The sequence below is a fragment of the Streptomyces yaizuensis genome (assembly GCF_034961445.1).
Taxonomy (GTDB): Bacteria; Actinomycetota; Actinomycetes; order Streptomycetales; family Streptomycetaceae; genus Streptomyces; species Streptomyces yaizuensis.
This window is the reverse complement of sequence record NZ_BSBI01000003.1, coordinates 230,146-256,264: the sequence shown is the minus strand read 5'-3', so window position 1 is coordinate 256,264 and position 26,119 is coordinate 230,146. Positions and strand designations below refer to the sequence as shown.

Here is a 26,119-nt window from a genome sequence, read left to right as displayed (position 1 = left end):
CGCGCGGGCGCGCCGGGTCAGGCGTACGGGGTGAGGTCGCCGACCTGCGCGAAACCGAGGCCGTAGGGGCTCATGCCCCTCCCGTACGCGCCGATGTAGCCACCGTCCCCCGCGGGTCCCGCCAGGATCCAGCCGAACTCCGACTCCCGGAAGCGGAAGACGACGGCCGCCCCGTCGACGGGGAGGGAGAGCGTGGACCACTCGGGTCCTTCGAGGTCGTGGGCGAGGGTGAAGGCGATCTCCGTCTGCTGGGCCAGCCAGTCGTCGCGGAGGGTGTGGTCCAGCTGCGGGGGCCAGGTGCGGGCGAGCAGCCCGGAGCCGGCCAGCCAGGCGGCGGACGAGACGGTGGTGGCGTCCAGGACGCCGGTGCCGTCGCCGCTGCGGAAGTCGGGTCCGGCGGCGACGGTGACGACCACCGTGAACCGTTCCTTCTCGGCGGGTTCGGCCGCCGTGCGTATCGACGGCTCGTCACCGTGGCCCAGGGAGCCGTGCCGGATCACGCCGTCGCTGGTGGCGACGGCCCGCATCAGCCACCGGGGGCCGGTCCAGGCCGCGTCCAGGCCGTACCAGGCGAAGGCGGCACGGGTGTACGTGTCGTACGTGTCGGCCGGCCGGCTCCCCGGGCCGGCCGCCGTGGTGTGCGCGGCCCCCGCTGTGGGGGCGCCGGCATCACCGGGCGGGCTCTGCTCCGCTGTACGACTCGTCGTCTCCATCCGGGCCGTCTCCTCCGTGTCCGAGGCCGGGAAGCGGACCCGCCCCCCTCGGGCGTCCTCGCGTCCTGACTGAGGGAGAGAATAACCACCCGTCCGGGGCTCGCAGGGGTCGACCGCCGCCAGATGGACGGCACCACCGGCGCGTCAGGGTCGCGGACGGGCGCCCGACGGCACCCGGATGGTAGCCGGGTGGTACCCGCGCGGGGCCGTCCGCGGGAGTCGCGGGAGTCGTACGCGGTGGCGGGAACAGGACGTATGGACGAACGAGGCGGGGGCCGGGCGGCTCAGGTCGCGTCGGAGTCGTACGGCGGGCGCTCGTCGGTGTCGGGCCGGGCGGGCCGGTCGGCCTTCTTGAGGAGGTCGGGGGTGCCGGAGCCGTTGACGGTGGCGGGGACGGCGGAGCCGGAGTCCTTGCCGTCGATCCCGCCCGCGACCTCGTTCATCTCCTTGCGGAGGTCGAAGCTGCTGGTCAGCTCCTTCAGCTCGCGCAGCTCGTCGTTCTCGTTGAACTGCTTGCGCAGATAGGTCTTCGGGTTCAGGTCCTCGAACTCGAAGTCCTTGAACTCCGGGCCCAGCTCACTGCGGATGTCCTGCTTGGCGTTGTCCGAGAACTCCCGGATCTTGCGGATGAAGCGGGTGGTGTCCTGGATGACCTTCGGCAGCTTGTCGGGGCCGAAGACGAGCACGGCGAGCACCACCAGGGCCACCAGTTCCAGTGCGCCTATGTCGTTGAACACCCTGTCGCTCCTCGTGTCCTCGGTGGCCCGTCCACCGGATGGCTCCGGGGCCCGATCCACGGTACCCGGCGAATCTCGCCCCCGTCACGCGGTTCGGACGGTGATCGGCACGGCTGCGGGCCCGCGCCACCTGGGGTTCATCCCCTGGCCTTCCCGGCCTTCCGTGCGGGGCGGCCCCGCGGGGACGGTCAGTCGTCGCCCGACGAACCGAGGGTCACGGTGACCGTGCGCTCCTTGCCGCCGCGCTCCAGGGTCAGCTCAAGACGGTCCCCCGGCCGGTGGGCGCGGATCTTGACGATCAGCTCCTCGCCGCTGTGCACCCGGCGGCCGTTGACGGCGGTGATCACATCGCCGGGACGGACACCCGCCCGCGCGCTGGGGCCGCCGGGGACGACGGACGGGGTGTCGTCCTTGCCCTTGTCGCCGACCCGGGCCCCGTCGCCGGTGAACTTCATGTCGAGGCTGACGCCGATCACCGGGTGGGTCGCCTTCCCGGTGTTGATCAGCTCCTCGGCGACCCGCTTGCCCTGGTTGATGGGGATGGCGAAGCCCAGGCCGATGGAGCCGGACCGGCCCTCGGCGCCGGGCCCGGTGTCGGCCGCGCGGATGGCGCTGTTGATACCGATCACCCGGGCCGTGGTGTCGACCAGCGGCCCACCCGAGTTGCCCGGGTTTATGGGGGCGTCGGTCTGGAGCGCGTCGACATAGCTCACATCGCTGCCGTCGCCCTTGTCGCCGCCCGCCGTGATGGGGCGGTCCTTGGCGCTGATGATCCCGGAGGTGACCGTGTTCTGGAGGTCGAAGGGGGCGCCGATGGCGACGACCGGGTCGCCGACCCGGACGTTCTCGGAGTTGCCCAGCGGCAGCGGGGTCAGGCCGGAGACGCCGGTGACCTTGACGACGGCCAGGTCGTATCCGCTGTCCTTGCCGACGAGGGTCGCGCGGACGGTCTCGCCGCCGCTGAAGGTGACCCGGATCGCGCCGCTCTCCCCGGCCGGGTCGACGACGTGGTTGTTGGTGAGGATGTGCCCCTGGCCGTCGAGGACGAAGCCGGTGCCGGTGCCCTGCTCGCCGCCGCCGCTGACGTGGAGGGTGACCACGCCGGGCAGGGCCTTCGCGGCGATGCCGGCGACGCTGTCGGGGGCCCGGTCGCGGCTCTCCCGGGGGGCCTGGTCCAGCTCGACGCGGTTGATGCCGCCGTTCCGCTCGACGTAGGCGCCGATGCCGCCGCCGACACCGCCCGCGACCAGCGCCAGCAGCACCGCCCCGGCGAGCAGCGGGCCGTAGCGGTTCCTGCGCCGGGGCGGCTCGCCGGCCTGGCTGAAGGGGGCGGTGTGGACGGGGCCCCCGGGCGCCGCCCAGGGGTCGTACTGGAGCCACTGCCCGCCCGGGGCCTGCCCGGGACCCCCCGGCTGCTGCGGCGGGGGCCCTGCGGCGAACCCCGGGGCCTGGAGCGGGGTGTGGGCGTACCCCCCGGCGACCCCGACGGCCCCGGCGGTGGCGGGGGCCCCCACGGCTGCGGTGTCCGTGGTGGCTGCGGTGCTGTCGGGATACGGCTGCCGGCCGCCCGGGAACGGCGGTGGTACGGAGGTGCCCGCCATGGCGCCGGGCGCCGGGCGCTGCACGGGCGGCGCCGGGGCCCAGGGACCGGGCTCCCCGTAGGGCGGAGTGCTGTACGCGTCGGGCTCGTGCAGCGGCCCGCCCGCCCCACCGGTGGTGTGCGCGGCCACGGCGGCGGGCTCGGGCACGGTGGCGGAAACGGGGGCCGCGCCGGGTACGGGGGCACCCCGGTCGGCGGGGCCGGCCGGCGCGGGCACCGGCAGCAGGGCGGCGGAGCCGTCGTGCGCGGAAGCGGCCGGAACGGTCTTGGTCAGGCTCACGGTCGGCGGCCCGGCCGCCACCTCGGCCTCCCCGCCGGACACCGGGACGGCATCGGAAACGACCATGGCTCCCGGGTCGGCTCCGGGATCGGTGCCGGCCTCGGAGCCCGCGGACCGACCGGCGGACGGATCGGCGGTCGGATCGGTGGTCGGGCCGGGAGCGGGCACATCGGACATGGTCACCGGACCCGGACCCGGGACCGGCACGTCGGACACCGGTGCCGAGGGACCGGGCGGTGGACCCGCCGGGCCGGACCCGGCGGAGGGCACGCGATCGGCGGGCTCCGTCGCGGGCCCGTCCTTGGGGAGTGGTCCCGTGCCGGGGCGGCTCCACCACTTCGCCCTGGTCTCCGTGGTCTTCCCGTCGTCCATGCTCTCCCCGCAGACTGGCGGCCGGTGCGGCGCCCACCCGGGCGCCCCTGCGAGGATTCAACCAGGTTCGCGAAGCCGCGCGCAGGGGGCCGGGCGCGGGTCGGCTCAACCGTGGCGGTTCAGCGCGGACGTGGGCTCGGAGGGAGCCACCAGATGGCTCGGGGCGGGCGTCACCGACGGGGTGGCGACCGGCACGGCGGCGAGCCTCAGGCCCGCCCCCGGGGGACGTATCAGCGGCGGCGCGACCACCGAGGGCAGGACGGGCAGGGCGGCGAGCGGTTCCAGCAGGGACGGCGGCCGCAGGAGGGGCCCCGCCGGGGCCGCCGGGGCCGCCGAAGCGGCCGGCACCGCCGGTCCGAAGAGACCGGGCACCGAACGGCCGATGTCACGCCCCTCCGACCGGACCGGGGCGACTCCGCCGAAGCTCCGCCGGCGGTCGTACTCCAGGCTGCGCGCCCCCGGGGTCGCCGCGGGCGCCCCCGAACCGGCGAGCCCGCCCCCGACGGCACCCGCGGGGCCGGACGTCCCGCCGGTGGCACGGAGCGGAGTGACGCTGTTGCCCTGGCCGCCGCCCCGGGCGGTGGTCTGGGCCGTGCCGTCGAGCGGCAGCGCCCCACCGAGGGCGATCGCGGCGAAGGAGACCGCGCTGGCGGCCGCGAAGGCGAATCTCCGGCCCCGCCAGGCCGGCAGGGACCGCTCGGCGTCCGGCCGGCCCATCTCATGGATGCGGAAGCCGCCGGAACGGCCCGGCAGCGCCGGGGAGCCCGCGTGGCCCCCCGGGACATAACCGAAGTCCGGGCGGCCGGTGGGTCTCCCCGACACGGCGGCCACCCCGGGGGAACCCGCGAAGATGTCGACGACGGAGCCCGGACCGAAGGGCCCGCCGGGCCCGCCGTCGGCACCCGGGCCGACGCCGGGCAGCCCCTGGAGCCGCGCGAGCAGCCCCTCGGACGGCGGGGGCGGCGCGGCCTGCGCGAAGACGTCCTTCAGTCTTCGCTGCGCGTCGGCCTCGGCCTTGCACCGGGCACAGGTCGCCAGATGGGCCAGGACCCGGTCGCGGGCGTCGTGTTTCAGCTCGCCGTCGATCAGGGCCGCGAGCCGGTCACCGAGATGCTGTTCCGCCGGTGTCGGACCGATTCCGCTCACGCCGGTCCCACCTCCCCCGAAAGACTCGCCCCGGCCAGCGTGCGCTGCTCGGCACGGGCTTCGGGGGAACGGTGCTTCAGGGCCTTGCGCAGATGCGAGCGGCCCCGGTGGATCCGGCTGCGGACGGTGCCCAGCTTGACACCGAGGGTGGCCGCGATCTCCTCGTACGACAGGCCCTCGATGTCGCAGAGGACCACGGCGGCACGGAACTCGGGCGCCAGGGTGTCCAGCGCCTGCTGCACATCGGCGTCGAAGTGGCTGTCGTTGAACACCTGCTGGGGCGACGGCTCGCGGCTGGGCAGCCGCTCGGCCGCGTCGTCCCCGAGGGCGTCGAAACGGATCCGCTGCTTGCGGCGGACCATGTCCAGGAAGAGATTGGTGGTGATCCGGTGCAGCCAGCCCTCGAAGGTGCCGGGCGTGTAGGTCGACAGCGAGCGGAAGACCCGGACGAAGACCTCCTGCGTCAGGTCCTCGGCGTCGTGCTGATTGCCGGTGAGACGGTACGCGAGGCGGTAGACGCGGCCGCTGTGGGTGCTGACGATCTCCTCCCAGGTCGGAGGAGTCCACACCTGGGACTCGGCCTCCGGTGCGAAGGTCGCGGTGGCGGCGGTCGTCTCGCGCGCCTCGGCCCAGGAACGGTCAGCATGGTTGGTCACGGATTTCGGCTCACCCGGTGACCGGAGAAAGCGCCTGAGCACTCCCCTGCGATCCGCAGGTGCAGCCGCACCTCCCCTATCGGCTCTGGTGGTGTCCAGCGGAGCCCCTACCATAGCCACCTCGCCCGTTAGCTCCGGATAAGAATCTTTACGCGAATTTGGGTACTGCTTCCGGCCCAGTTCCATCTCTTCCCCCCGCCCCCTACAACGCCTGGTCCCATCTGCGGGTTCCCGGGGGCAACGGATACAGTCAACGTCGCGTTCAACTACGGGGACAGGAGAGGCCCATTACCGCGAACCGGCAGACAAGCTGGGCGTTCGCCGACGCCTTTGTCGCCGAGGACGACGCGCTGCGCTGGGCCCGGGAGCGGGCCCGGGAGTCAGGGGTTCCCTCGGTGTCCCCGGGCACCGGCGCCGCGCTGCGGCTGCTGGCCGCCGCCGCCGACGCCAAGTCGGTCGCGGAGATCGGTACGGGCACGGGCGTCTCCGGCATCTACCTGCTCCAGGGCATGCGGCCGGACGGCGTCCTGACCACCGTGGACCCCGAGCCCGCCCGCCAGCAGTTCGCCAAACAGGCGTTCCGCGGGGCCGGTTTCGCGGGGAACCGGGCGCGGTTCATCCCCGGGCGCGCCCTCGACGTCCTGCCCCGGCTCGCGGACGGCGGCTACGACCTGGTCTTCTGCGACGGCGACCGGATGGAGAGCCTGGAGTACCTGGCGGAATCGCTCCGGCTGCTGCGCCCCGGCGGTCTGGTCTGCTTCGAGGGCGTGTTCGCCCGGGGCCGTACGGTCGACTCGGCCGCCCAGCCCCTGGAGGTGCTGCGGCTGCGGGAGCTGCTGCGCACGGTCCGGGAGAGCCCCGAGCTGGTGCCCTCGCTGCTGCCCGTGGGCGACGGTCTGCTCAGCGCGGTCCGCCGGGGCTGAGCCGGCGGGCCAAGCGGCCGGGCCGGGCGGCCGGGCCGGGCCGACGGGCCGGCCCCCGGAAGGCCCCGGCGAGACCGCCCGGGAAGCCGCCGATGAAGCCACCCGGGAGCCGCTGGTGAAGCCGCCCGGGAAGCCGCCGAAAAAAATTCAGAAAAACTCAGAAAAACAGTCCGCCCCGGTGCCTCTGTGGCACCGGGGCGGTGAGAACTGTGGGACTACGCGTCAGCCGACAACCTTCTTCAGGGCGTCTCCGAGCGCCTCGGCCTCGTCCGGCGTCAGCTCGACGACGAGCCGACCGCCGCCTTCGAGCGGAACGCGCATGACGATGCCCCGCCCCTCCTTGGTCACCTCGAGCGGGCCGTCGCCCGTCCGCGGCTTCATGGCCGCCATGCTCGTTCCCCTTCCTGAAACCAGCTCATCCTCAGCCGACGGCCCCTGGGTAGGCACGCTTCACCGGCATCGAACACATTGCTTCCAGGTCATTATCCCGCATCGCGGGACCCGATGACCAACATCGGTCGGCATCGCTTAGGCAACGCGCTCCCGCAAAACCACCCAATTCGGCGATCTGCCTGCGATACTTCGCCTCCTGTCGGCGCCCCCGGGACCGTCTCCCGGACGCCCCCGGTTTGACGCAGCTCACATGCCCGGCCCCCCGTATCTCCGCCATGCTGACCCTGGACAGGACCCGCCGGGCCCCCGGGACCCCCGGGACCCCCGGGACCCGCCGGGACCTCGCAGGACCGCCGCCGAGCCGCTGAAGGGGAACTGACATGGCCGACTCCGTGCTGTACGAGGTGAACGACGGACTCGCGACGATCACGATCAACCGGCCCGACGCGATGAACGCGCTGGACATCGCCACCAAGGTCGCCCTGCGGGACACCCTGGAGCGGGCCGGTTCGGACACCTCCGTACGCGCGGTACTGCTCACCGCCACCGGGCGTGCCTTCTGCGTCGGCCAGGACCTCAAGGAGCACATCGGGCTGCTCGCCGCCGACCGGAAGTCCGGGAGCGGCGCGACCATGAGCACCGTGCGCGAGCACTACAACCCGATCGTGCGGGCCCTCGCCACCATGCCCAAGCCGGTCGTCGCCGGGGTCAACGGCGTGGCCGCCGGCGCGGGCCTCGGATTCGCGCTCGCCGCCGACTACCGGGTCGTCGCGGACACCGCGACCTTCACCACCGCCTTCGCGGGTGTCGCGCTCACCGCCGACTCGGGGGTGTCCTGGACGCTGCCCCGGCTCGTCGGCCCCGGCCGCGCCACCGACCTGCTGCTCTTCCCGCGTTCCTTCAGCGCGGCCGAGGCGGCGGAGTGGGGCGTCGCGAACAAGGTCGTCCCGGCCGCCGACCTGGCCGCCGAGGCCGCCGCCGTGGCCAGGACCCTGGCGGACGGCCCCACGCTCGCCTACGCGGCGCTCAAGGAGTCCCTGGCCCACGGCTCGGCGCACTCCCTGCTGGAGACCCTGGCCAAGGAGGAGGAACTCCAGGCCAGGGCCGGTGCCTCCGAGGACCACGCCACCGCCGTGGAGGCGTTCGTCGCGAAGCGGCGGCCGGTCTACCGGGGCCGCTAGCGCCTGTGCCCTACCGGGTCCCCGGGGCGGTGCCTCCGCCCCGGGCCACGCACCCCGCGAGATGGTCGTCCACCAGCCCGCACGCCTGCATCAGGGCGTACGCGGTGGTGGGGCCGACGAACCGCAGCCCCCGCTTCTTGAGGTCCTTCGCGAGGGCCGTGGACTCGTCGGTGACGGCGGGCACGTCGGCGAGCGTCCGGGGCACCGGACGGCCGCCGGGGTCCGGCGCGTACGACCAGATCAGGGCGTCCAGCTCGCCGGGGGCCCAGGTCTCCAGCACGCGCGCGTTGGCGAGGGTCGCGTCGACCTTGGCGCGGTTGCGGATGATGCCCTCGTCGGCGAGGAGCCGCTCGCGGTCCGCCCCGGTGTACGTGGCGACGGACGCGATGGAGAAGCCGTCGAACGCCCGGCGGAAGCCCTCGCGCCGGCGCAGGATGGTGAGCCAGGAAAGACCCGACTGGAACGCCTCCAGACAGAGCCGCTCGAAGAGGGCGTCGTCGCCGTGGACCGGACGACCCCACTCCGTGTCGTGGTACACCCGGTAGTCGTCGGTGGCGAGCCCCCAGGGGCAGCGCGGCACCCCGTCGGGCCCGGCCACGGGGCCGCCGCTCACTGTCCCCGCTCCTCGCCCGGCTCGGTGAAGAGCCCCGGGCCCCCCGCCGCCCGTGCCTGCGCCCCGGCGAGCGCGGACTCCAGCTCGGCGATCCGGGCGTCCCGCTCGGCCAGCTCGGCGCCGAGGCGCCCCAGCACGTCGTCCACGTCGGCCATCCGGTAGCCGCGCAGGCCCACCGGCAGCCGCACCGCCTCGACATCGGCCCGGCCCACCGGCCGGGACAGCGGCAGCTGGTCGACCGGCTGCTCGGGCCCCGTCTCGGGCAGGGCGGCGCTGTCGCCACCACCGACGACGGCCAGGGTGACCGCGCCGACGACCACGACCATCGTGATCAGCAAGAACAAGAACACGTTACGACCCTCTCCCCGGCCTCCGGGCGCTCCCGGGCACGTCCGGTGCCCTGTGGCTGATCGTGCCACGCCGCTCGGACAGTTAGGGTCGCAGCCGGACGACCCGAGGAGGAAAACCGCTGATGCTGCGGCTGGGACAGCGTGAATTCGACCCGCACGAGCCGGTGATCATGGCGATCGTGAACCGTACCCCCGACTCCTTCTACGACCAGGGCGCGACCTTCCGGGACGAGCCCGCGCTCGCCCGGGTGGAGGAGGCGGTGGCGGAAGGGGCCGCCATCATCGACATCGGCGGGGTCAAGGCGGGTCCCGGCGACGAGGTCACCGCCGAGGAGGAGGTGCGGCGGACGGTCGGCTTCGTGGCCGAGGTGCGGCGCCGCTTCCCCGATGTGGTGATCAGTGTGGACACCTGGCGGCACGAGGTGGGCGAGGCGGTCTGCGGGGCGGGCGCGGACCTGCTGAACGACGCCTGGGGCGGCGTGGACCCCCGGCTGGCCGAGGTCGCCGCCCGGCACGGCGCCGGTCTCGTCTGCACCCACGCGGGCGGGGCGGAGCCGCGCACCCGGCCGCACCGGGTCGTGTACGACGACGTGGTCGAGGACATCCTGCGGGTCACGCTGGGCCTGGCGGAGCGGGCGGCCGCCCTGGGGGTCCGGCGCGACGGGATCATGATCGATCCGGGCCATGACTTCGGCAAGAACACCCGGCACTCGCTGGAGGCGACGCGGCGGCTCGGCGAGCTGGTCGACACCGGCTGGCCGGTGCTCGTCTCCCTGTCGAACAAGGACTTCGTCGGGGAGACCCTGGACCGCCCGGTGAAGGAGCGCGTGATCGGGACGCTGGCCACGACGGCGGTGTCCGCGTGGCTCGGCGCCCAGGTCTACCGGGTGCACGAGGTGGCGGAGACCCGCCAGGTGCTGGACATGGTCGCGACGATCGCGGGGCACCGCGAGCCGTCGGTGGCCCGCCGGGGCCTGGCCTGACCCGGATCCCCCGCCGTCCGGCCCGGAGCGGAATCCGGGCCGGACGGCGCAGGCCACGTCACGGGCCCGTGGCAGATGCCCGCCACGGACCCCGCCGGGGCACCTACCGGCCGGTCTCCTTCGTCACCAGCGACACCGCCTCGTCCACGTCGTCCGTGACATGGAAGAGCAGCAGATCGCCCTCCGAGGCCTTGCCCTGCCCGACCACGGTGTCCCGCAGCCAGTCCACCAGGCCGCTCCAGTACGCCGACCCGAAGAGGACGATCGGGAACCGGGTCACCTTGCCCGTCTGGACCAGGGTCAGCGCCTCGAACAGCTCGTCCAGGGTGCCGAGCCCGCCGGGCAGCACCACGAAACCGGAGGCGTACTTCACGAACATCGTCTTGCGGACGAAGAAGTAGCGGAAGTTCACCCCGATGTCGACGTGCGGATTGAGGCCCTGCTCGAAGGGGAGCTCGATGCCCAGCCCGACCGAGACGCCCCGGGCCTCCCGCGCGCCCCGGTTGGCGGCCTCCATCGCGCCCGGACCACCACCGGTGATCACCGCGAAGCCGGCGTCCACCAGCGCGCCGCCGATGCGGATCCCCGCCTCGTACTCAGGGGTGCCGGGCTTCGTCCGGGCCGATCCGAAGACGCTGATCGCCTTCGGCAGCTCGGCGAGCGCGCCGAAGCCCTCGACGAACTCCGACTGGATGCGCATGACCCGCCAGGGGTCGGTGTGCACCCACTGGGAGTCCTGGTCCGTGTCCAGCAGCCGCTGATCGGTCGTCCCGGGCTGCACCTGGTCCCTGCGCCGCAGCACCGGACCCTCCCGGCGCTCCTCGTACTCCCTCGGTTCCCCGGGGTTGCCCATGACTGCTCCCTCCGCCGATCACTGTTGCAGCCCCCAGAGTAGGTCGGACCGGTCCGCGAACGGGAACATCACGGAAACATCGGCGGAAGGCGCAGGGAAACATCACCGGGCCGCGCGGGGCCGGGACGCGGGAGGTCAGGGCGTCGGACCGGCAGGGCGTCGGGCGGTCGGGCCGTCAGGCCGTGAGCCACTCCCGCAGCCGCTCCTCGCAGTGCGTGATCCGCTCGACGCGGACATGCTCGTCGCGCTTGTGGGCGTAGAGCGCGTCCCCCGGGCCGTAGTTGACGGCGGGCACCCCGAGCGCGCTGAACCGGGAGACGTCCGTCCAGCCGAACTTCGGCCGCGCGGTGCCGCCGACCGCCTCCATGAACGCCCGCGCCGCCGGGTGCGACAGCCCGGGCAGCGCCGCGCCGGAGTGGTCGTCGACCTCGAAGCCGTCGATCCCGCAGTCCGCGAAGACCTCCCGGACATGGGCGACGGCCTCGGCCTCGGAGCGGTCCGGGGCGTAGCGGTAGTTGACGGTGACGACGCACTCGTCCGGGATCACATTGCCCGCGACACCGCCCTCGATGCGTACGGCGTTCAGCCCCTCGCGGTACTCCAGGCCGTCGATCACCGGCCGGCGGGGCTCGTACGCGGCGAGCCGGGCCAGGACGGCGGCGGCGCCGTGGATCGCGTTGGACCCCATCCAGGAGCGCGCGGAGTGGGCGCGCTCCCCCGCGAGCCGCAGCCGGACCCTGAGCGTGCCCTGACAGCCGCCCTCCACCTCGCCGTCGGAAGGTTCGAGCAGGACGGCGAAGTCCCCGGCCAGCCACTCGGGGTGCGCGGCGGCGACATGGCCGAGGCCGTTGAGGTCGGCGGCGACCTCCTCGTTGTCGTAGAAGACGAAGGTGAGGTCGCGGTTGGGCGCGGGCACGGTGGCCGCGATCCGCAGCTGGACGGCGACGCCCGACTTCATGTCGCTGGTGCCGCAGCCCCACAGCACCCCGTCCGCGTCCAGCCGCGAGGGCACGTTGCCGGCGATCGGCACGGTGTCGATGTGCCCGGCGAGGACGACCCGCTCGGCCCGGCCGAGGTCGGTGCGGGCGACGACGTTGTTGCCGTGGCGGTCGACCCTGAGGTGCGGCAGCGCGCGCAGGGCCCGCTCGACGGCGTCCGCGAGCGGCTTCTCGTCGCCGCTGACGGAGGGGATGTCGACCAGCGCGGCGGTCAGCGCCGGTCCGTCCAGGGTGAGGTCCAGGTCTGTGTGGGACATGCTCCGACCCTAGGCCCTCCCTTCCTGGTCCTGCGACGGCCCCGCTTCCCGGCCTCCTAGTACGGTGGCAGCGTGTCCGATGCCGCCACCGGTGCCCAGCACCGCCGAGTTCTGCGCTGGGCGGCCGCGTCCGCCGTCCTGCTCGCCCTCGCGGGCTATCTCGCCGTACGGAACGACGCCGACACGGGGGCGCCGGTCTGCGTGGTCCGGGGCGGTACGGGCGAGGGCGCCCCCCGGTACGAGCTGACCCCGGCGATGGCGGCGAACGCGGCGACGATCTCCGCCGTGGGCACCGGCCGGGGGCTGCCGGAACGCGCGGTCACCATCGCGCTGGCCACCGCGCTCCAGGAGTCGGCGCTGCGGAACATCGACTACGGCGACCGGGATTCACTGGGCCTCTTCCAGCAGCGGCCGTCGAAGGGCTGGGGCAGCCCGGAACAGATCCTGGACCCGGTGTACGCGGCGGGGAAGTTCTACGACGGTCTGGTCGACGTCCCCGGGTACGCGCGGCTCCCGCTGACCGTGGCCGCCCAGCGGGTCCAGCGCAGCGGCTTCCCGCAGGCGTACGCGAAGCACGAGCCGGACGCGGCCCTGCTGGCCGCCGCGCTGACCGGCCGGGCGGGTGCCACGCTGAGCTGTGTGCCGGGTGCCGCGTCGCGAGCGGGCGACCCGGAGCGGGTACGGGCCGCGCTGGCGCGGGAGTTCGGCCCCGGTGTGCTGCCCGGGAACGGCGCGGGCCGGGGCGCGGCGGCGCGGGAGATCCTCCTTTCGGTGCCGCCCGGCCCGGCTCCGGCGGCCGGGGCGGGGGCGGCGCGGGACACCGCCGGTGACGGCGTGGCGGGTTCCCGGCGCGGCTGGGAGCTGGCGCACTGGGCGGTGGCCCGCGCGGACGGGCTGCGGATCGAGAAGATCGCGTACGGCGGGAAGGTGTGGAGCGCGGGCAGCGCCCGGGAGGGCTGGCGGCCCGCCGCCCCGGGCGCGGACCCGGACCGGGACCGGGACGCCGTCCGGCTGCGGATCGCGCGCTGAGCCGCCGTCCCGCCCCGGGTCGCACACCGCGACACTGGGCATACCGGGCATACCAGAACAGCGGAACGCCGCGACACCCGCTGATCGCACGCCGTAACGCCGTACATCCGCCGCTCGCACACCGGTTTGACGCATCCCCCGCCGGAAGGACTGTGCCCCGGCCCGAGGGGCCCCGGCGCAGCCCCGCGTCACTCTTTCCGATGATCGGTGCGCACCTTGCGGAGTGACGTTTCTGCAACATCCCCGCACCGGTAGCGTTTGCCCGTTTTTATCCGGGTGGGATTATGCGACGCATTGCCAACTCTTTACCCTCGCGCACCGCAACTTCCCCCGGGCACCGAGCGGTTGTCACTGCGTCCGGACGCCCGGACCGGCGTCCCCCGGGAGCCGGAGCGGCATCGGACGACAGACCAGTCCCTCTTTGTCTCACGTTGTCTCAAGGAGCAAAATGTCCCTCCCCCTGACCCGTCGGATCGCCCGTGCCGCGCTGCTCGTCGCCGCGGGCGCAACCCCGGTGGTCGGTGCGGCCGGCTCCGCGGGCGCCATGGAAATCCAGGACGCCACCAACCCGCTGGGCACGGTCTCCTCCGTGGACGCCCAGGGCCTGGGCGGCACCGTCGAAGGCACGGCCCGGCAGGCCACCGGTCTGGCCGGCAACGCCGGCGGCGACACCGTCGAGCGGGCCGTCCCCGTCGCCGGGAAGGCCCTCGGCACGGCGGGCGGCACCGCGACCCCCACCGCCGGCAAGGCCGCGGGTGACGCCGCGGGCACCGCCGGAAGCGCCCTCGGCGACACCGCGGACACCGCCGCCAAGACCCTCGCCAAGGGCGCCCCGGCCCCGGTCGGCTCCCTCATCGGCGGGCTGCCCGTCGGCGCCCCCGCCCAGGCGGCGCAGACCCTGCCGCTGGCCTGACCTGACGGACCCCGCCCGGCCCGGTCCGTCCTGTCCGGCCGGACGAACGGCGAAAGGCCCCGGGCCCGGAAGCACACCGCTTCCGGGCCCGGGGCCTTCGTCCGGCCGGACAGGACGGGCCGGACGGACAGGACACAGCCGCGTCAGCCGGCCAGCCGCTTCACCGCGGCCTCGACCCGCTCGTCGGTCGCCGTGAACGCGACCCGCACGAACCGCTCCCCGGCCGCGCCGTAGAAGTCGCCGGGCGCCACCAGGACGCCCCGCTCCGCGAGCTGCGCGACGGTCTCCCAGCAGGGCTCGTCCCGCGTGGCCCACAGATACAGGCTGGCCTCGCTGTGCTCGATCCGGAAGCCGTACGCCTCCAGGGCGGACCGCAGCGCGGCCCGGCGGGCGGCGTACCGGGCCCGCTGCTCCGCGACATGGGTGTCGTCGCCGAGGGCGGCGACGGTGGCGGCCTGCACGGGCGCCGGGGTCATCATCCCGCCGTGCTTGCGGATCGTGAGCAGCTCGCCCAGCACCGCCTCGTCACCCGCGATGAACGCGGCCCGGTAGCCGGCGAGGTTGGAGCGCTTGGAGAGGGAGTGGACGGCGACCAGGCCCTCGTAGGAACCGCCGCAGACACCGGCGTCCAGCACCGAGACGGGCTCGGCCTCCCAGCCCAGCTCCAGATAGCACTCGTCGCTGAAGACCAGCACCCCGTGGGCGCGGGCCCACTTCACGATCCGGGTCAGCTCCGCACGGCCGATGACCCGCCCGGTGGGGTTGGACGGCGAGTTGAGCCAGAGCAGCCGCAGCCCGGTGGGGTCGAGTTCGGTGGGGTCGTCGTAGACGACGGGGGTCGCGCCGCAGAGCCGGGCGCCGACCTCGTACGTCGGATAGGCCAGCCGCGGGTAGGCGACCCGGTCGCCGGGGCCCAGGCCCAGCTGCGTCGGCAGCCACGCCACCAGCTCCTTGGAGCCGACGACGGGCAGGACGTTGCGGTGGGTGACACCGGTGGCGCCGAGCCGGCGCTCCACCCAGCCGGTGAGCGCGTCCCGCAGCGCGGCCGTCCCCCAGACGGTGGGATAGCCCGGCGAGTCCGCGGCGTCGGTCAGGGCCTTCCGGATCAGCGCCGGGACGGGGTCCACGGGGGTGCCGACCGAGAGATCCACGATGCCGTCCGGGTGGGCGGCGGCCGTCGCCTTGTAGGGCTCCAGCCTGTCCCACGGGAAGACGGGCAGGCGTGACGAGACTGCGGACACGGGCCTTCTCTCTCTTGCTCTCTTGCTCTTGTCTCTCGTGCTCTAGTCGCGTGTCGTGGTGGACGCGGACCTCGGGGACGGACCGGGCACACGGCCCGGACAGCGGCCCGAACGGGGCTCGTACGTGCGACCGGCGCCCGAACCGCGCCGGTCCCGTACGGACGACGACCGTACGGGACCGGGGCGCGACCGGGGCTCCGGTGCCGGAGCCGGGGAAATCAGGCCTGCGGCGGCAGAGCGGCGATGAAGGGGTGGTCCCGCTCGATCAGGCCCAGCTTGGAGGCACCACCCGGCGAACCCAGCTCGTCGAAGAACTCGACGTTCGCCTTGTAGTAGTCCTTCCACTCCTCCGGGGTGTCGTCCTCGTAGAAGATCGCCTCGACGGGGCAGACCGGCTCACAGGCTCCGCAGTCGACGCATTCGTCCGGGTGGATGTACAAGGACCGGGAGCCCTCGTAGATGCAGTCGACGGGGCACTCCTCGATGCACGCCTTGTCCTTCACGTCGACACAAGGCTGCGCGATGACGTAGGTCACGCTGTCGTTCCTCCTCGGTAGGGCTGCTTTGCGCGGGAGCGCGGCGTCGTCGATGCCCGCCTCTAGTATCTCCGTTCCTGAGGACGATCCGAACAGGAGGGGCTCGCAGAGCAGTGGAAATCACGGGCGCAGGACGGCTTGAGGTCCGCATTAACCACCTCGACCAGGGCAAACGAGTATCAATCCGACGCCTGGTGGACCCGGCGGCGGGTGGGGGCACCTTCACCGACGTGGTGGGGGTTCTCGCTTCCTGGGACGACGGTGTGCTCTTGATCACAAAGAAGTCCGGCGAGACGGTGGCCGTGCCGGAATCGTCCCTGGTGGCGGGGAAGGTGGTGCCCCCCGCACCGGCCCGCAGACGGGGCCCCGCGGCGGACTTCGCGGAGCTGTCGCGGGTCACCGCGCGCGCCTGGCGGCCGGTGGAGAGCGCCCGGCTGGGCGACTGGGAGCTGCGGGCGGCCGGGGGCTTCACCCGGCGGGCCAACTCGGCCCTCGCCGTCGGCGACCCCGGACTCCCGCCGGCCGAGGCCCTGGAGCGGGTGCGCGCGTGGTACGCGGAGCGGGGCCTTCCCCCGTATGTCCAGGCCGCGACCGGCGCCGTCGGCACGCAGGAGACGCTCTGCGCGGTGCTGGAGACCCACGGCTGGACGCGGGAGGTCACCGCGGAGGTCCGGATCGCGGCGCTCGCCCCCCTCGCCGACCGGGAGCCCGCGGGCGCGGCGCTCTCCCGGGTCGCCCTCTCGCGTACCGCCGACGAGGCCTGGCTGCGGCGGTACCAGCGCGCCGGGGAGGCGTCGCCCACCGTCCGCCGGGTTCTCGCGAGCGGTCCGTCGGTGTGGTTCGCCTCGGTGCCGGGGGCCCCGGGGGACTCCGGGGAACCCGCCGCGATCGGGCGGCTGGTGGTCGACGGCCGCTGGGCGGGGTTCATGGCCCTGGAGGTCGCCCCGGCCCACCGCCGGCAGGGGCTCGCCGGCGCCGTGACCACCGCGCTCGCCCGCCGCGCCCTGGAGGAGGGGGCCTCCGCCGCCTGGCTCCAGGTGGAGACGGACAATGAGGGGGCACGCGCGCTCTACGACGGCCTGGGTTTCACGACCCACCACAGCTACCACCACTTCCGGGCGCCCTGACCGGGCGCCCCGGCCGTCCGGCGGCCGTGGAGCCCCGCGGGCGACACGGGATGACATCGGATGACACGGACACGTACAGACGGGTACGAGTGGCTTATGCACGATGATTCCTCGGGGTCTTCGGGGTCCTCCGGCTCTTCCGGCTCTTCCTGCTCTTCCGGCTCTTCTGGTTCCTCCGGCTCCTCCGGCGGTTCCTCCGGCTCTCCTGGTCCTGGTTCCTCCGGGTCGTCCGAATACCGGCACCGGTTCGCCGAGGAGGCCCGCTCGGAACGGCCCGATCTCACGCTGCTCTGCCTGCTGCTGGGGGCGGTGGCCGACCCCGCCCTGGACGACGCCGACATGGACGCGGCCCAGATCGAGCTGGACCGGCTCGCCGGGCTGCTGCCCTACGGCCGGGACCGGTCCCCCGCCGCCTGGGCCGGGGAGCTGGCCGCGCTGCTCGGGCGCGAGTGCGGCTTCCACGGCACCGCCGGCGACTACCAGCGGCTGGAGTCCTCCCTGCTCCACCAGGTGCTGCGGCGCCGCCGGGGGCTGCCGATCCTGCTCTCGGTGGTCTGGATCGAGGTCGCCCGCAGGGCCGGCGCGCACGCCTGCGGGGTCGCGCTCCCGGGGCACTTCGTGGTCGGCTTCGGCGATCCGGCCGACCCCGCCGGGCAGGTGCTCGCCGACCCCTTCGCGGGCGGCCGGCCGCTGACCGGGGCCGAGGCGGAGTCGCTGGTGCGGAACGCGACCGGCGCGCCCCTGGACCCGGCGGCGCTCGCCCCGGCGGGCCCGCTCGACGTGATCACCCGGATCCTCAACAACGTCCGCGCGTGGGCCGCCGCCCGGCCGGAGCAGTCGGCGGTGGCGCTGTGGGCGGTGGAGCTGTCGCTGCTGATGCCCGCCCATCCAGCCAGGCTGCGGTACGAACGCGCCCAGCTCCTCGTGCAGCGCGGGGAGTTCCTCGCCGGGGCGGCGGAGCTGGAGGCGTACGCGGATGTCGTGGCGGCGGTGGAGCCCGCGACCGCGAAGGCCGTCCGGGGCCGGGCCAGGGCCGCCCGCGCGATGCTCAACTGACCCTCCGCGCCGCCCGGGGACGGGCCCGCCGGGGCTCCGCGCACCGCCCGGAGCGCGGGTGGCACCCGGCTCCGCGCAGCGCCCGGGGAACGGGCGACGCCCCGCCCACCCGAAGGGGTGAACGGGGCGTCGTCCGCTTGACCGACGGGGCGGCGGCCCGGTCAGCCGCCGTTCAGCTCGATCTCCGCGACCCGCTCGGCGGAGGTCTTGCCGCGCAGCGCCGGACCCATCGCCTCGGCGATGTCGTCCGCACCGAGCTGCTCCTGCTTGCCCCCCTTGGTGACCATCACCCCGGCGAACCTGCTTCCGACCAGCTGCTCGATGGCCTTCTTGTCGTAGACCGCGACCAGCTTCCCGTCGACCGCCTTCATCGAGAGGATCTGGGGCAGCGAGATGGCCGGGCCGAACGGGATCTCCCGGCCGCCCGCCCTGATAAGGATCTCGGCGGACATCGCGGGCTCGGCGAACTCCTTCATCGCCCGGTCCAGCTCGGCCTGGCCGATGGTCGGCTCCCGCTTGGCGATGGGCAGCCGGACCACCTTGGAGCGGCCGGTCTCCACCTGGGCGCGGTAGGCGTCCTTGACCGAGAGCATCGAGCGGTCGACGTCGAGCGCCTGCCCCGCCCGGCCCGGCACGGCGGTGGCCCGGCCCGGGGAGAAGGTGATCGTGCCCTCGACCGCCGAGCCCGAGCTGCCGCCCAGATCGGCGAGGGCGACGCCCAGCTTCTCCTCGTCCACGGGGATCACCGGCTCCACGACCCGCTGGCCGCCGAAGAGGGACCCGATCACGGAGATGGGGTTGTAGTCGCTGCCCGCCGCCTTGCGGACGGTGGCCTGGCTGTCCAGGACGAGACCGGCCTTGTCGGGGGCGAGCGTCTCGTTCTTGTCGCCCACGGAGAGCTGGAGCGGGGTCGCCGCCCGCTTGCCGAGGGCCTTCTCCAGCTTGACGACCGCCTGTTCCCTGGTGCCGCCGCCGATGTCGACCCCGAGGACGGTGGTGCGCTTGGGCACCTCGGAGTGGTTCAGCAGCAGGCCGGCGCCGTAGGCGACACCGGCGAGACCGACCACCGCGACACCGAGGAGGACCAGCTTGGAGCGGCCCTTCTTCTTGGCGGGCTGCGGCGGGCGGGGGGCGGGCGGCAGCGCGTCCACCGCGCCGGGGCGCGGCTTGGGGGCCGCCGGGGTGCCCCCGGACGCCATGCCGGGGCCCAAGACCCCACCGGGGCCGCCGGGAGCGCCGGGGCCACCCGGGCCGCCGGGGCCCGCCGGGAAGCCGGGGGCGGTGCGGGGGCCGCGCGGCCCCGCGCCGGGCCCGTCTGCGGGCACCACGGGCAGCCCGCTGGTCAGGGTGTCCCCCGAGACCGGCTCCTCGGCGCCGGGCGGCGCAGGGAACGGCTTCTGGGGGGTGAGCACGGCCGTGTCGTCGGACATCCGGGGAGCCGCGGCACGCCGCTGGGGCGTGCCGCCGGGACCGGCCTGGCCGCCGGGGCCCGCGTGGCCCGCCGACCCGCCGAAGGCGTCCGCGCCGGAGGAGACCCCGGCGCCGGCGAACGCGCCCCCGGGACCACCGGGACCGCCCGGAGCACCCGTCAGGGTGGAAGCGCCCGCTCCGGCCGTGGCGGAGGCACCCGCGCCCATCCGCTGACGGATCGGCATGCTGCCCTTGGCCGGGCCGGACGTGGCCCCGGTCGGCGCGTCCGGCCCGGCAGGACCGGCGTGGCCGCCCTGCGGCGTACCACCGAACCCGGCCGGAGCGCCGGACGGAGCAGCCGGGCCGGAGTCCCCGGCGAGGTCGCTCAGCGCGCTGCGGGGCGCGGTGTCCTGCGGCTGCGGGGCGTCGGAGAAGTACGGCAGCCCCGATCCTGCCGGAGCACCCCCGGGAAGCGGATCGGTCAGCGGATCGGCGAGCGGAGCCGCCAGGGGGTCCGTCAGCGGATCGGGCAGAGGGTCGGTCAGGGGGGCGGCGGCGGGCGCCGCGAGGGCGTCCGCCAGGGGCGCGGTCAGCGGGTCCACCGCCGGTCCCGTCCCCTGGGCGGGGATGCCCCCGCCCGGAGCGCCGTGCGCGCCCGGGGCACCCTGAAGGCCCGGCGCGGCGCCACCCGTCGGGATCCCCGCGCCGTTCGTCGAGCCCTTGCGGGGCGCGAACCAGTCGTTCGCGGGCGCGCGCTCCTGCGGCGGCGGCTCGGCGGCGGGCGCCTGGCCCCCGCCGATCACCGGCATCGCGGCCGTGCGTTCCGGCTCCGACTCCGCCGTGGCGGACGGCTCGGAGTCACCCACCGGCTTGCGCATCACCACGGGCGGGATCGGCCGCGACCCGGGGATGTTGATGCGGATCCGGGTGGTCACCGTCGTCTCGGTCTTCGGCTCGGGCTTGGCACCGTCGGCCTGCCGCTCCCGGGACACGTCGGCGGCACCCGCCGCCCCCTGGGCAGCGTCCTGCGTCGGGTGCGGTGACGGATACTGGCGTGATCCGTACGGCGGTGTCCCCGAGGGGTACGCGGCTCCGCCGCGCCCCTGGGGCCCGGAGGACGAACTGTCAGTTTCACGACTCAAAGCAGGTTCTCCCGGTTGGCTTCGCCGCCCGTCTCTTACTGGATAGCTACTGCTAGGGGCGGCTCGGCGGCGCGCACCACCATACTGGCCGCCAAGGACAGGCACTCTGCGGCTGGCAGAGCACCCTGTTGTCGACGGTACGGGCGGTGCCCGCAGGGGCCGTGACCCCGTCCGTGCCGACCCACCCTAGGGGGGCCGGGGACGGGGTGCCCGCGTGGGGCCCCGCGTGTCCCTAACCGTCAAGTCGGGTAAAGGTGTCGCCCGGTTGCGCCGGACGCGCCATCGTGGCGCACATCACAGCGAGAACCATCCCCCCGACGATGAAGAGGAGTGACCCGATTCCGGCGGCGAGAACGCCGTCGCCCTCCGGCCGTCCGATGCTCAGCAGGACGACGGTGACCAGCCAGCCGGCGGCGGGCGCCACCACGCCGAGCTGGGTGCCGAGCCCCCGGCCCGCCCCGAGGAAGAGCCCGGCCGTCCCCGCCAGCGCGAGCAGCAATCCGCCGGGGAACCAGGCGGATTGGACCAGGGCGCCCGCGACCCCGACGGCCGCGCCCAGCGGGACGAGTGCCGTGTACGCGGCGATCCGCGCCGCCCGGCCGGCGGGGGAGGGACCGGCGGAGCCGGCCGGACGGACGGCGGGGGCGCTCATACGGCGGCCCCCTCGGCGTCGGTGCCGGCGGCGGCGTCCGCGTGGGCGACGGGGGCCGAACCGGCCCCGTCCGATCCGTCGTCGTCCGCGTCGACGCCCGCGAAGAGATCGTGCTCGCGTTCCCCCACGGGTGCCCCCGGCACCCCCTGGACCAGTTCGTAGTACTCGGTCGTGAAGACCGGCTGGAGCAGCAGGTTGGAGAGGATGAACCGGTCGCCGTCGACGGTGACCTGGGTGGCGTGCGCGCCCATCGCCGCCGCCTTGCGCTCCGCCGCCCGGGGGGAGCCGTCGATCTGCGTGGTGATCCGGGCGTCGTCGACGACCCCGGGCACATCGGCGATCTCGGCGATCCCCCGCGCGGCCCCGACAGCCCCGGCGGCCGTGGCGCCGCTCCCCAGGCCGTCCGGCAGCCCCTCGGCCCGGAGTCGCGCGAAGCGCTCCTCGGCCACCGAGCGCGGCACCCGGTTCCAGTAGATCTTGGCGATGGTGTGCGGCTCGCCGAGGTCGCGGCGGAAGGCCCGCTCGGCGGCCAGCTCGGCGGCGCGCGTGGCGACCCGGTGGGTCTGGATGTGGTCGGGGTGCCCGTACCCCCCGTCGGGGTCGTACGTCACCAGCACCTGGGGGCGGACGGATCTGATGATCTCCACGAGATACCCGGCGGCCTCGTCCACGGGGGTGTTCCAGAAGGCCCCGGGCCGGCGGTTCTGCTCGACGCCCATCATCCCGGAGTCCCGGTACCGGCCGGGGCCGCCGAGGAGGCGGTGGTCGGTGACGCCCAGTTCCTTCATGGCGGCGGTGAGTTCGCCCCGGCGGTGGGGCCCGAGCCCGTCCTCGCGGTCGGGCGCGAGATGGGCCAGCTCCGGCGGGATGACCTCGCCCTCCTCGCCCAGGGTGCAGGTCACCAAGGTGACCCGGGCGCCCGCTTCGGCGTACCGGGCCATCGTCGCGCCGTTGTTGATCGACTCGTCGTCCGGGTGCGCGTGCACCAGGAGCAGACGATGCGCGGAATGATCCTTCATGGAGACAGCCTACGAGGCAAGGCGGTGCCGCGGAGCTGGTTCGGCGGGCCCGTGGGGCTACGGGCCCGAAAGACCGGCCGGGCGGACCCGGGGACGCGCCGGGTCGCCGCCCGGTGTCAGAACTTGAAGTCGCCGATCATCCCGGCCACGTTGTTGGTCAGGTCACTGATCGTCGGGGACAGCGAGGAGCTGGCGAGATAGAAACCGAGCAACATGCAGACAACGGCATGCCCCCCCTTGAGCCCGGACTTCCGGATCAGCAGGAAGACGATGATGGCCAACAGCAGCACCACCGAAATGGAGAGTGCCACGGCGGTTCACCTCCACGGATATTCGGTCGGGACGGGGCGGTCGCCTGTGCCAGATGGTCCTACCCACCTCGCGCTAGGGATCATAACTATCCGTACGAACGCATTGATCGGTGCACAGCAGCACACGGGGGCGCACGAACGCTAGGTTCGGGTGCATGGCTTCCAAGACGCAGCTCTCCTTCCCCCGTCAATACGCCAGGACCCAGCGCTACACCCTGGGTTCTCCCCGGTCGTTCACCGTGTCACCCGACGGCTCGCGAGTGATTTTCCTCAGAACGGCCTCGGGTGTCGACCGGAATGGACGCCTCTGGGTGCTGGATCTGGCCAACGGGACGGAAGAGCCCCGGGAGCGTCTGGTCGCCGACCCCGAGGCGCTGCTCTCCGGGGCGGAGGAGCAGCTGTCCGCCGAGGAGCAGGCGCGGCGCGAGCGGGCCCGGGACGGCTCGTCGGGGATCGTCGGCTACGCGGTGGACGCGGCGGCCGAGTTGGCGGCCTTCACCCTCTCCGGACGGCTGTTCGCGGCCGGCCTGAAGGACGGGGACGGGTGGGTACGGGAACTCACGGCGCGGGGCCCGGCGGTCGACCCGCACCCCTCCCCCGACGGCCGGTTCGTCGCGTACGTGGGCGGGGGCGCGCTGCGGGTGACCCCGGTCACGGACGACGCCGGCGCCGGCGCGGGGGACCGGGCGCTCGCCGAGCCGGAGGACGAGCTGGTCACCTACGGTCTGGCCGAGTTCGTCGCGGCCGAGGACATGGGGCGGCAGCGGGGTTACTGGTGGTCGCCGGAGTCGGACCGGCTGCTCGTCGCGCGGGTGGACGAGCGGGAGGTGCGGCGCTGGTGGATCGCGGACCCGGCGCACCCGGAGCGGGAGCCCCGGGAGGTCCGCTACCCGACGGCGGGCACGGCCAACGCGGACGTACGGCTCTTCGTCGTCACCCTCGGCGGGGAGCGCACCGAGGTGGTCTGGGACCGCGCGGAGTTCCCGTATCTGGCCCGGGTCCACTGGTCCGCCGCCGGTGCCCCGATCGTCCTGGTCCAGACCCGGGACCAGCGGACCCTGCGCTGGCTGGCGGTGGACCCGGGGACCGGCGCCACCCGGACCGTCCACGCGGACGAGGATGAGAACTGGCTGGATCTTTTCCATGGGGTGCCGGCGTGGACCCCGGACGGCAGGCTGGTGCGGATCGCCGACGAGGGCGGCGCCCGGGTGCTCGCGGTCGGGGACCGCGTCCTGACCGGCGACTCCCTCCAGATCCACATGGTGCTCGACGTCGGAGCGGACGACGTCCTCGTCACGGCGGCCGCGGGCGCCGGGGCGGCGGAGCCGGAGATCGGCGAGATCCATGTCCTGCGGGTGGGCGACCGGGGCGTGGAGCGGGTCTCCCGGGGTCCCGGGGTGCACACGGCGGTGCGCGGCGGCCCGGTGACGGTGCTGTCCTCCGCGCGGCTCGACATCAGCGGTACGGCGACGGAGGTCCTGCGCGACGGCGCGGTGGTGGCCCGGATCGCCTCGTACGCGGAGTCCCCGGTGCTGCACGCGGCGCCGCGGATCGTCGCGGCGGGGGTCCACCGCATCCCGTGCGCGGTGCTGCTGCCGAGGGACTACCAGGAGTCGGACGGGCCGCTGCCGGTGCTGATGGACCCGTACGGCGGACCGCGCGCCCGCCGGGTGCTCGCGTCGCAGAACGTGCATCTCACCCCGCAGTTCCTCGCCGACCAGGGGTTCGCGGTGGTCGTCGCGGACGGCCGGGGCACCCCGGGCCCCTCCCCCGCCTGGGAGAAGGCGGTCCGTGACAACTTCGTCCTGACCCTCGACGACCAGATCGAGGCACTGCACGCCCTGGCCGATTCCTTTCCCCTGGACCTGGGCCGGGTGGGCATCCGGGGCTGGTCGTACGGCGGATATCTCGCCGCGATGGCGGTACTGCGGCGGCCCGACGTCTTCCACACGGCGATCGTCGGCGCCCCGGTGACGGACCAGCGGATGTACGACACCCACTACACCGAGCGCTATCTCGGGGACCCGGCGCTCCAGCCCGAGGTGTACGAGCGGCACGCGCTGGTGACCGAGGACGGGCTGGTGGGTCTGGAGAATCCGGCGCGGCCGATGATGCTGATCCACGGTCTGGCCGACGACAACGTGGTGGCGGCCCACACCCTGCGGCTGTCGTCGGCGCTGCTGGCGGCGGGGCGGGAGCACGAGGTGCTGCCGCTGAGCGGGGTGACGCATATGACCCCGCAGGAGCAGGTGGCCGAGAATCTGCTGCTGTTGCAGGTGGAGTTCCTGAAGCGGACGCTGGCGAACCGCGTCCCCGATCCGGCGGAGTAACGGCCGAGGCAGGGGAACAGCGGGCGGGTGAACAGCGGGCGGGGTGGGGGCACGACGGGTGGGGTGACCGGCCGGGGACGACATCGGTGCCTCCGGCCGGTCTACGGCACCCGCACGGCCGTACGTTTCCCAGCCTTCCCCGTCCGTATATCGGAATCGCGACGGACACGTTGCCCGCACGTTAACGACGCGGCTCCCCGGACCCGTCCGGCTCGTCGCCGTCCTCCCCGCCCGGCGGGACGACCCGGCGCTCCTCGGCGAAGTGGCACGCCGAGGGGTGCCGGGCCGGACCCTCCCAGATCCGGTACTCGGCCGGGATCTCCAGCAGCGGCACCTCCAGCGCGCACCGCTCCCGCGCCTTCCAGCAGCGGGTGCGGAAGCGGCACCCGGAGGGGATGTGGGTCGGCGAGGGCACGTCGCCGCCGAGCAGGATCCGCTCCCGCCGCTCGCGGGCCTCGGGGTCCGGCACCGGGACGGCGGAGAGCAGCGCCTGCGTGTAGGGGTGGGTGGGGTGGTCGTAGATCTCGGCGTCGGTCCCCAGCTCCACCACCCGTCCCAGGTACATCACGCCGACCCGGTCGGAGATGTGCCGGACGATCGACAGGTCGTGCGAGATGAAGACCAGGGTGAGCGAGAACTCGCGCTGGAGCCGGGCGAGCAGATTGACGACCTGGGCCTGGACGGAGACGTCCAGCGCGGAGACGGGTTCGTCGGCGACGACGATCTCCGGGTTGAGGGCGAGGCCCCGGGCGATCCCGATGCGCTGGCGCTGGCCGCCGCTGAACTGGTGCGGATAGCGGTTGACGTACTCCGGGTTGAGGCCGACCACGTCGAGCAGTTCCCGCACCCGGCGGCGGCGGTCGCCCCGGGGGGCCGCGTCGGGGTGGATCTCGAAGGGTTCGCCGACGATGTCGCCGACGGTCATCCGGGGGTTGAGCGAGGTGTAGGGGTCCTGGAACACCATCTGGATATTGCGGCGGACGCGTTTGAGGGCGCGGCCGCTCAGCCGGGTGACGTCCTCGCCCCGGTAGTGGATGGTGCCGGCGGTGGGGCGTTCGAGGTGGACGAGCATGCGGGCGAGCGTGGACTTGCCGCACCCGGACTCGCCGACGATGCCGAGGGTGCCTCCGGCGGGGAGGTCGAGATCGACGCCGTCGACGGCCTTGACGGCGCCGGTCTGCTTCCGGAACACCACGCCCCGGGTGAGGGGGTAGTGCTTGACCAGCCCGCGGACTTCGAGGATCGGCTCAGCCATCGGACCGCTCCCCCGCACCGCCGGGCCGCTCACCCGCACCACT

25 protein-coding genes are annotated in these 26,119 nt (G+C 74.2%); 8 read left to right on the top strand and 17 right to left on the bottom strand.

What is annotated here, in order from left to right:
• Positions 1–17: 17 nt before the first annotated feature.
• From SYYSPA8_RS09425 to sigE, 5 genes are all read right to left on the bottom strand, one after another.
• A complete protein-coding gene (locus SYYSPA8_RS09425; protein WP_323446569.1) occupies positions 18–713 on the bottom strand; it encodes a hypothetical protein in 696 nt (231 codons plus the stop codon).
• A 284-nt stretch (positions 714–997) separates the two neighbouring features.
• Entirely contained in the window at positions 998–1,450 is a 453-nt protein-coding gene (locus tag SYYSPA8_RS09420; RefSeq protein ID WP_323446568.1) for a sec-independent translocase, read from the bottom strand.
• 188 nt (positions 1,451–1,638) lie between these two features.
• Positions 1,639–3,396 (bottom strand): trypsin-like peptidase domain-containing protein, encoded by a 1,758-nt coding sequence (locus SYYSPA8_RS09415; RefSeq protein WP_323446567.1) that lies wholly within the window; start codon positions 3,394–3,396, stop codon positions 1,639–1,641.
• Between the two features lie 411 nt (positions 3,397–3,807).
• Positions 3,808–4,848: an anti-sigma factor family protein gene (locus SYYSPA8_RS09410; RefSeq protein WP_323446566.1), complete on the bottom strand. Its 1,041-nt coding sequence runs from the start codon at positions 4,846–4,848 to the stop codon at positions 3,808–3,810.
• A complete protein-coding gene (gene sigE, locus SYYSPA8_RS09405; protein WP_323446565.1) occupies positions 4,845–5,618 on the bottom strand; it encodes an RNA polymerase sigma factor SigE in 774 nt (257 codons plus the stop codon). The genes SYYSPA8_RS09410 and sigE overlap by 4 nt, the downstream gene beginning before the upstream one ends.
• 107 nt (positions 5,619–5,725) lie before the next feature.
• Here sigE and SYYSPA8_RS09400 point away from each other — a divergent pair, with 107 nt between their 5' ends.
• The gene (locus SYYSPA8_RS09400) at positions 5,726–6,427 is read left to right on the top strand and encodes an O-methyltransferase (RefSeq protein ID WP_323446907.1); all 702 of its coding nucleotides are present in this window, start codon (positions 5,726–5,728) and stop codon (positions 6,425–6,427) included.
• A 222-nt stretch (positions 6,428–6,649) separates the two neighbouring features.
• Here SYYSPA8_RS09400 and SYYSPA8_RS09395 read toward each other — a convergent pair whose 3' ends face one another.
• On the bottom strand, positions 6,650–6,817 hold the full coding sequence (locus SYYSPA8_RS09395; protein ID WP_009997451.1) for a DUF3117 domain-containing protein: 168 nt from the start codon (positions 6,815–6,817) through the stop codon (positions 6,650–6,652).
• Positions 6,818–7,200: 383 nt separating this feature from the next.
• On the opposite strand from SYYSPA8_RS09395, the gene chcB reads away from it, so the two are divergent.
• Positions 7,201–8,001 (top strand): 2-cyclohexenylcarbonyl CoA isomerase, encoded by an 801-nt coding sequence (gene chcB, locus SYYSPA8_RS09390; protein ID WP_323446564.1) that lies wholly within the window; start codon positions 7,201–7,203, stop codon positions 7,999–8,001.
• A 10-nt stretch (positions 8,002–8,011) separates the two neighbouring features.
• Here chcB and SYYSPA8_RS09385 read toward each other — a convergent pair whose 3' ends face one another.
• Both SYYSPA8_RS09385 and SYYSPA8_RS09380 read right to left on the bottom strand, forming a co-directional pair.
• Positions 8,012–8,614 carry a DNA-3-methyladenine glycosylase I gene (locus SYYSPA8_RS09385; RefSeq protein ID WP_323446563.1) on the bottom strand — a complete coding sequence of 201 codons (603 nt, stop codon included), beginning with the start codon at positions 8,612–8,614 and terminating at the stop codon, positions 8,012–8,014.
• Positions 8,611–8,964 (bottom strand): DivIVA domain-containing protein, encoded by a 354-nt coding sequence (locus SYYSPA8_RS09380; protein WP_323446562.1) that lies wholly within the window; start codon positions 8,962–8,964, stop codon positions 8,611–8,613. The genes SYYSPA8_RS09385 and SYYSPA8_RS09380 overlap by 4 nt, the downstream gene beginning before the upstream one ends.
• Positions 8,965–9,086: 122 nt before the next feature.
• On the opposite strand from SYYSPA8_RS09380, the gene folP reads away from it, so the two are divergent.
• Positions 9,087–9,947, top strand: a complete 861-nt coding sequence (gene folP, locus SYYSPA8_RS09375) for a dihydropteroate synthase (RefSeq protein ID WP_323446561.1) — start codon at positions 9,087–9,089, stop codon at positions 9,945–9,947.
• Between the two features lie 103 nt (positions 9,948–10,050).
• Here folP and SYYSPA8_RS09370 read toward each other — a convergent pair whose 3' ends face one another.
• Together SYYSPA8_RS09370 and dapE are read right to left on the bottom strand one after the other, a co-directional pair.
• On the bottom strand, positions 10,051–10,800 hold the full coding sequence (locus tag SYYSPA8_RS09370) for an LOG family protein (RefSeq protein ID WP_323446560.1): 750 nt from the start codon (positions 10,798–10,800) through the stop codon (positions 10,051–10,053).
• A 175-nt stretch (positions 10,801–10,975) separates the two neighbouring features.
• A complete protein-coding gene (gene dapE / locus SYYSPA8_RS09365) occupies positions 10,976–12,055 on the bottom strand; it encodes a succinyl-diaminopimelate desuccinylase (protein ID WP_323446559.1) in 1,080 nt (359 codons plus the stop codon).
• Positions 12,056–12,127: 72 nt separating this feature from the next.
• On the opposite strand from dapE, the gene SYYSPA8_RS09360 reads away from it, so the two are divergent.
• A complete protein-coding gene (locus SYYSPA8_RS09360; RefSeq protein ID WP_323446558.1) occupies positions 12,128–13,084 on the top strand; it encodes a hypothetical protein in 957 nt (318 codons plus the stop codon).
• Between the two features lie 448 nt (positions 13,085–13,532).
• Positions 13,533–13,997: an ATP-binding protein gene (locus SYYSPA8_RS09355; protein WP_323446557.1), complete on the top strand. Its 465-nt coding sequence runs from the start codon at positions 13,533–13,535 to the stop codon at positions 13,995–13,997.
• Positions 13,998–14,140: 143 nt separating this feature from the next.
• On the opposite strand, the gene dapC is transcribed toward SYYSPA8_RS09355, so the two are convergent.
• Both dapC and fdxA read right to left on the bottom strand, forming a co-directional pair.
• Positions 14,141–15,238 (bottom strand): succinyldiaminopimelate transaminase, encoded by a 1,098-nt coding sequence (gene dapC, locus SYYSPA8_RS09350; RefSeq protein WP_323446556.1) that lies wholly within the window; start codon positions 15,236–15,238, stop codon positions 14,141–14,143.
• 218 nt (positions 15,239–15,456) lie between these two features.
• On the bottom strand, positions 15,457–15,774 hold the full coding sequence (fdxA, locus tag SYYSPA8_RS09345) for a ferredoxin (RefSeq protein WP_010047804.1): 318 nt from the start codon (positions 15,772–15,774) through the stop codon (positions 15,457–15,459).
• A gap of 113 nt (positions 15,775–15,887) precedes the next feature.
• Here fdxA and SYYSPA8_RS09340 point away from each other — a divergent pair, with 113 nt between their 5' ends.
• Positions 15,888–16,901, top strand: coding sequence for a GNAT family N-acetyltransferase (locus SYYSPA8_RS09340; RefSeq protein ID WP_323446555.1), 1,014 nt, complete (start codon positions 15,888–15,890; stop codon positions 16,899–16,901).
• A gap of 96 nt (positions 16,902–16,997) precedes the next feature.
• Complete coding sequence (locus SYYSPA8_RS09335; protein WP_323446554.1) at positions 16,998–17,957, top strand: transglutaminase-like domain-containing protein; 960 nt, start codon at positions 16,998–17,000, stop codon at positions 17,955–17,957.
• Positions 17,958–18,118: 161 nt separating this feature from the next.
• Here SYYSPA8_RS09335 and SYYSPA8_RS09330 read toward each other — a convergent pair whose 3' ends face one another.
• The 4 genes from SYYSPA8_RS09330 to SYYSPA8_RS09315 all read right to left on the bottom strand — a co-directional run bounded on the left by SYYSPA8_RS09330 (position 18,119) and on the right by SYYSPA8_RS09315 (position 22,491).
• Positions 18,119–20,509, bottom strand: coding sequence for a hypothetical protein (locus SYYSPA8_RS09330; RefSeq protein ID WP_323446553.1), 2,391 nt, complete (start codon positions 20,507–20,509; stop codon positions 18,119–18,121).
• A gap of 232 nt (positions 20,510–20,741) precedes the next feature.
• Positions 20,742–21,161, bottom strand: coding sequence for a DUF6113 family protein (locus tag SYYSPA8_RS09325; protein ID WP_323446552.1), 420 nt, complete (start codon positions 21,159–21,161; stop codon positions 20,742–20,744).
• Entirely contained in the window at positions 21,158–22,180 is a 1,023-nt protein-coding gene (gene mshB, locus SYYSPA8_RS09320) for an N-acetyl-1-D-myo-inositol-2-amino-2-deoxy-alpha-D-glucopyranoside deacetylase (RefSeq protein ID WP_323446551.1), read from the bottom strand. The genes SYYSPA8_RS09325 and mshB overlap by 4 nt, the downstream gene beginning before the upstream one ends.
• 116 nt (positions 22,181–22,296) lie before the next feature.
• On the bottom strand, positions 22,297–22,491 hold the full coding sequence (locus tag SYYSPA8_RS09315; protein WP_323446550.1) for a hypothetical protein: 195 nt from the start codon (positions 22,489–22,491) through the stop codon (positions 22,297–22,299).
• Positions 22,492–22,646: 155 nt separating this feature from the next.
• Here SYYSPA8_RS09315 and SYYSPA8_RS09310 point away from each other — a divergent pair, with 155 nt between their 5' ends.
• A complete protein-coding gene (locus SYYSPA8_RS09310) occupies positions 22,647–24,821 on the top strand; it encodes a prolyl oligopeptidase family serine peptidase (RefSeq protein ID WP_323446549.1) in 2,175 nt (724 codons plus the stop codon).
• Positions 24,822–25,002: 181 nt separating this feature from the next.
• Here SYYSPA8_RS09310 and SYYSPA8_RS09305 read toward each other — a convergent pair whose 3' ends face one another.
• A complete protein-coding gene (locus tag SYYSPA8_RS09305) occupies positions 25,003–26,076 on the bottom strand; it encodes an ABC transporter ATP-binding protein (RefSeq protein ID WP_323446548.1) in 1,074 nt (357 codons plus the stop codon).
• Between the last annotated feature and the right edge of the window lie 43 nt (positions 26,077–26,119).

Coding starts and splice junctions, on each gene's coding strand:
- SYYSPA8_RS09310 (WP_323446549.1), top strand. CDS start 22,647: ATGGCTTCCAAGACGCAGCTCTCCTTCCCCCGTCAATACGCCAGGACC.
- SYYSPA8_RS09305 (WP_323446548.1), bottom strand. CDS start 26,076: ATGGCTGAGCCGATCCTCGAAGTCCGCGGGCTGGTCAAGCACTACCCC.
- SYYSPA8_RS09355 (WP_323446557.1), top strand. CDS start 13,533: ATGTCCCTCCCCCTGACCCGTCGGATCGCCCGTGCCGCGCTGCTCGTC.
- sigE (WP_323446565.1), bottom strand. CDS start 5,618: ATGGTAGGGGCTCCGCTGGACACCACCAGAGCCGATAGGGGAGGTGCG.
- SYYSPA8_RS09325 (WP_323446552.1), bottom strand. CDS start 21,161: ATGAGCGCCCCCGCCGTCCGTCCGGCCGGCTCCGCCGGTCCCTCCCCC.
- mshB (WP_323446551.1), bottom strand. CDS start 22,180: ATGAAGGATCATTCCGCGCATCGTCTGCTCCTGGTGCACGCGCACCCG.
- SYYSPA8_RS09395 (WP_009997451.1), bottom strand. CDS start 6,817: ATGGCGGCCATGAAGCCGCGGACGGGCGACGGCCCGCTCGAGGTGACC.
- folP (WP_323446561.1), top strand. CDS start 9,087: ATGCTGCGGCTGGGACAGCGTGAATTCGACCCGCACGAGCCGGTGATC.
- dapE (WP_323446559.1), bottom strand. CDS start 12,055: ATGTCCCACACAGACCTGGACCTCACCCTGGACGGACCGGCGCTGACC.
- chcB (WP_323446564.1), top strand. CDS start 7,201: ATGGCCGACTCCGTGCTGTACGAGGTGAACGACGGACTCGCGACGATC.
- SYYSPA8_RS09370 (WP_323446560.1), bottom strand. CDS start 10,800: ATGGGCAACCCCGGGGAACCGAGGGAGTACGAGGAGCGCCGGGAGGGT.
- SYYSPA8_RS09335 (WP_323446554.1), top strand. CDS start 16,998: ATGCACGATGATTCCTCGGGGTCTTCGGGGTCCTCCGGCTCTTCCGGC.
- SYYSPA8_RS09415 (WP_323446567.1), bottom strand. CDS start 3,396: ATGGTCGTTTCCGATGCCGTCCCGGTGTCCGGCGGGGAGGCCGAGGTG.
- SYYSPA8_RS09425 (WP_323446569.1), bottom strand. CDS start 713: ATGGAGACGACGAGTCGTACAGCGGAGCAGAGCCCGCCCGGTGATGCC.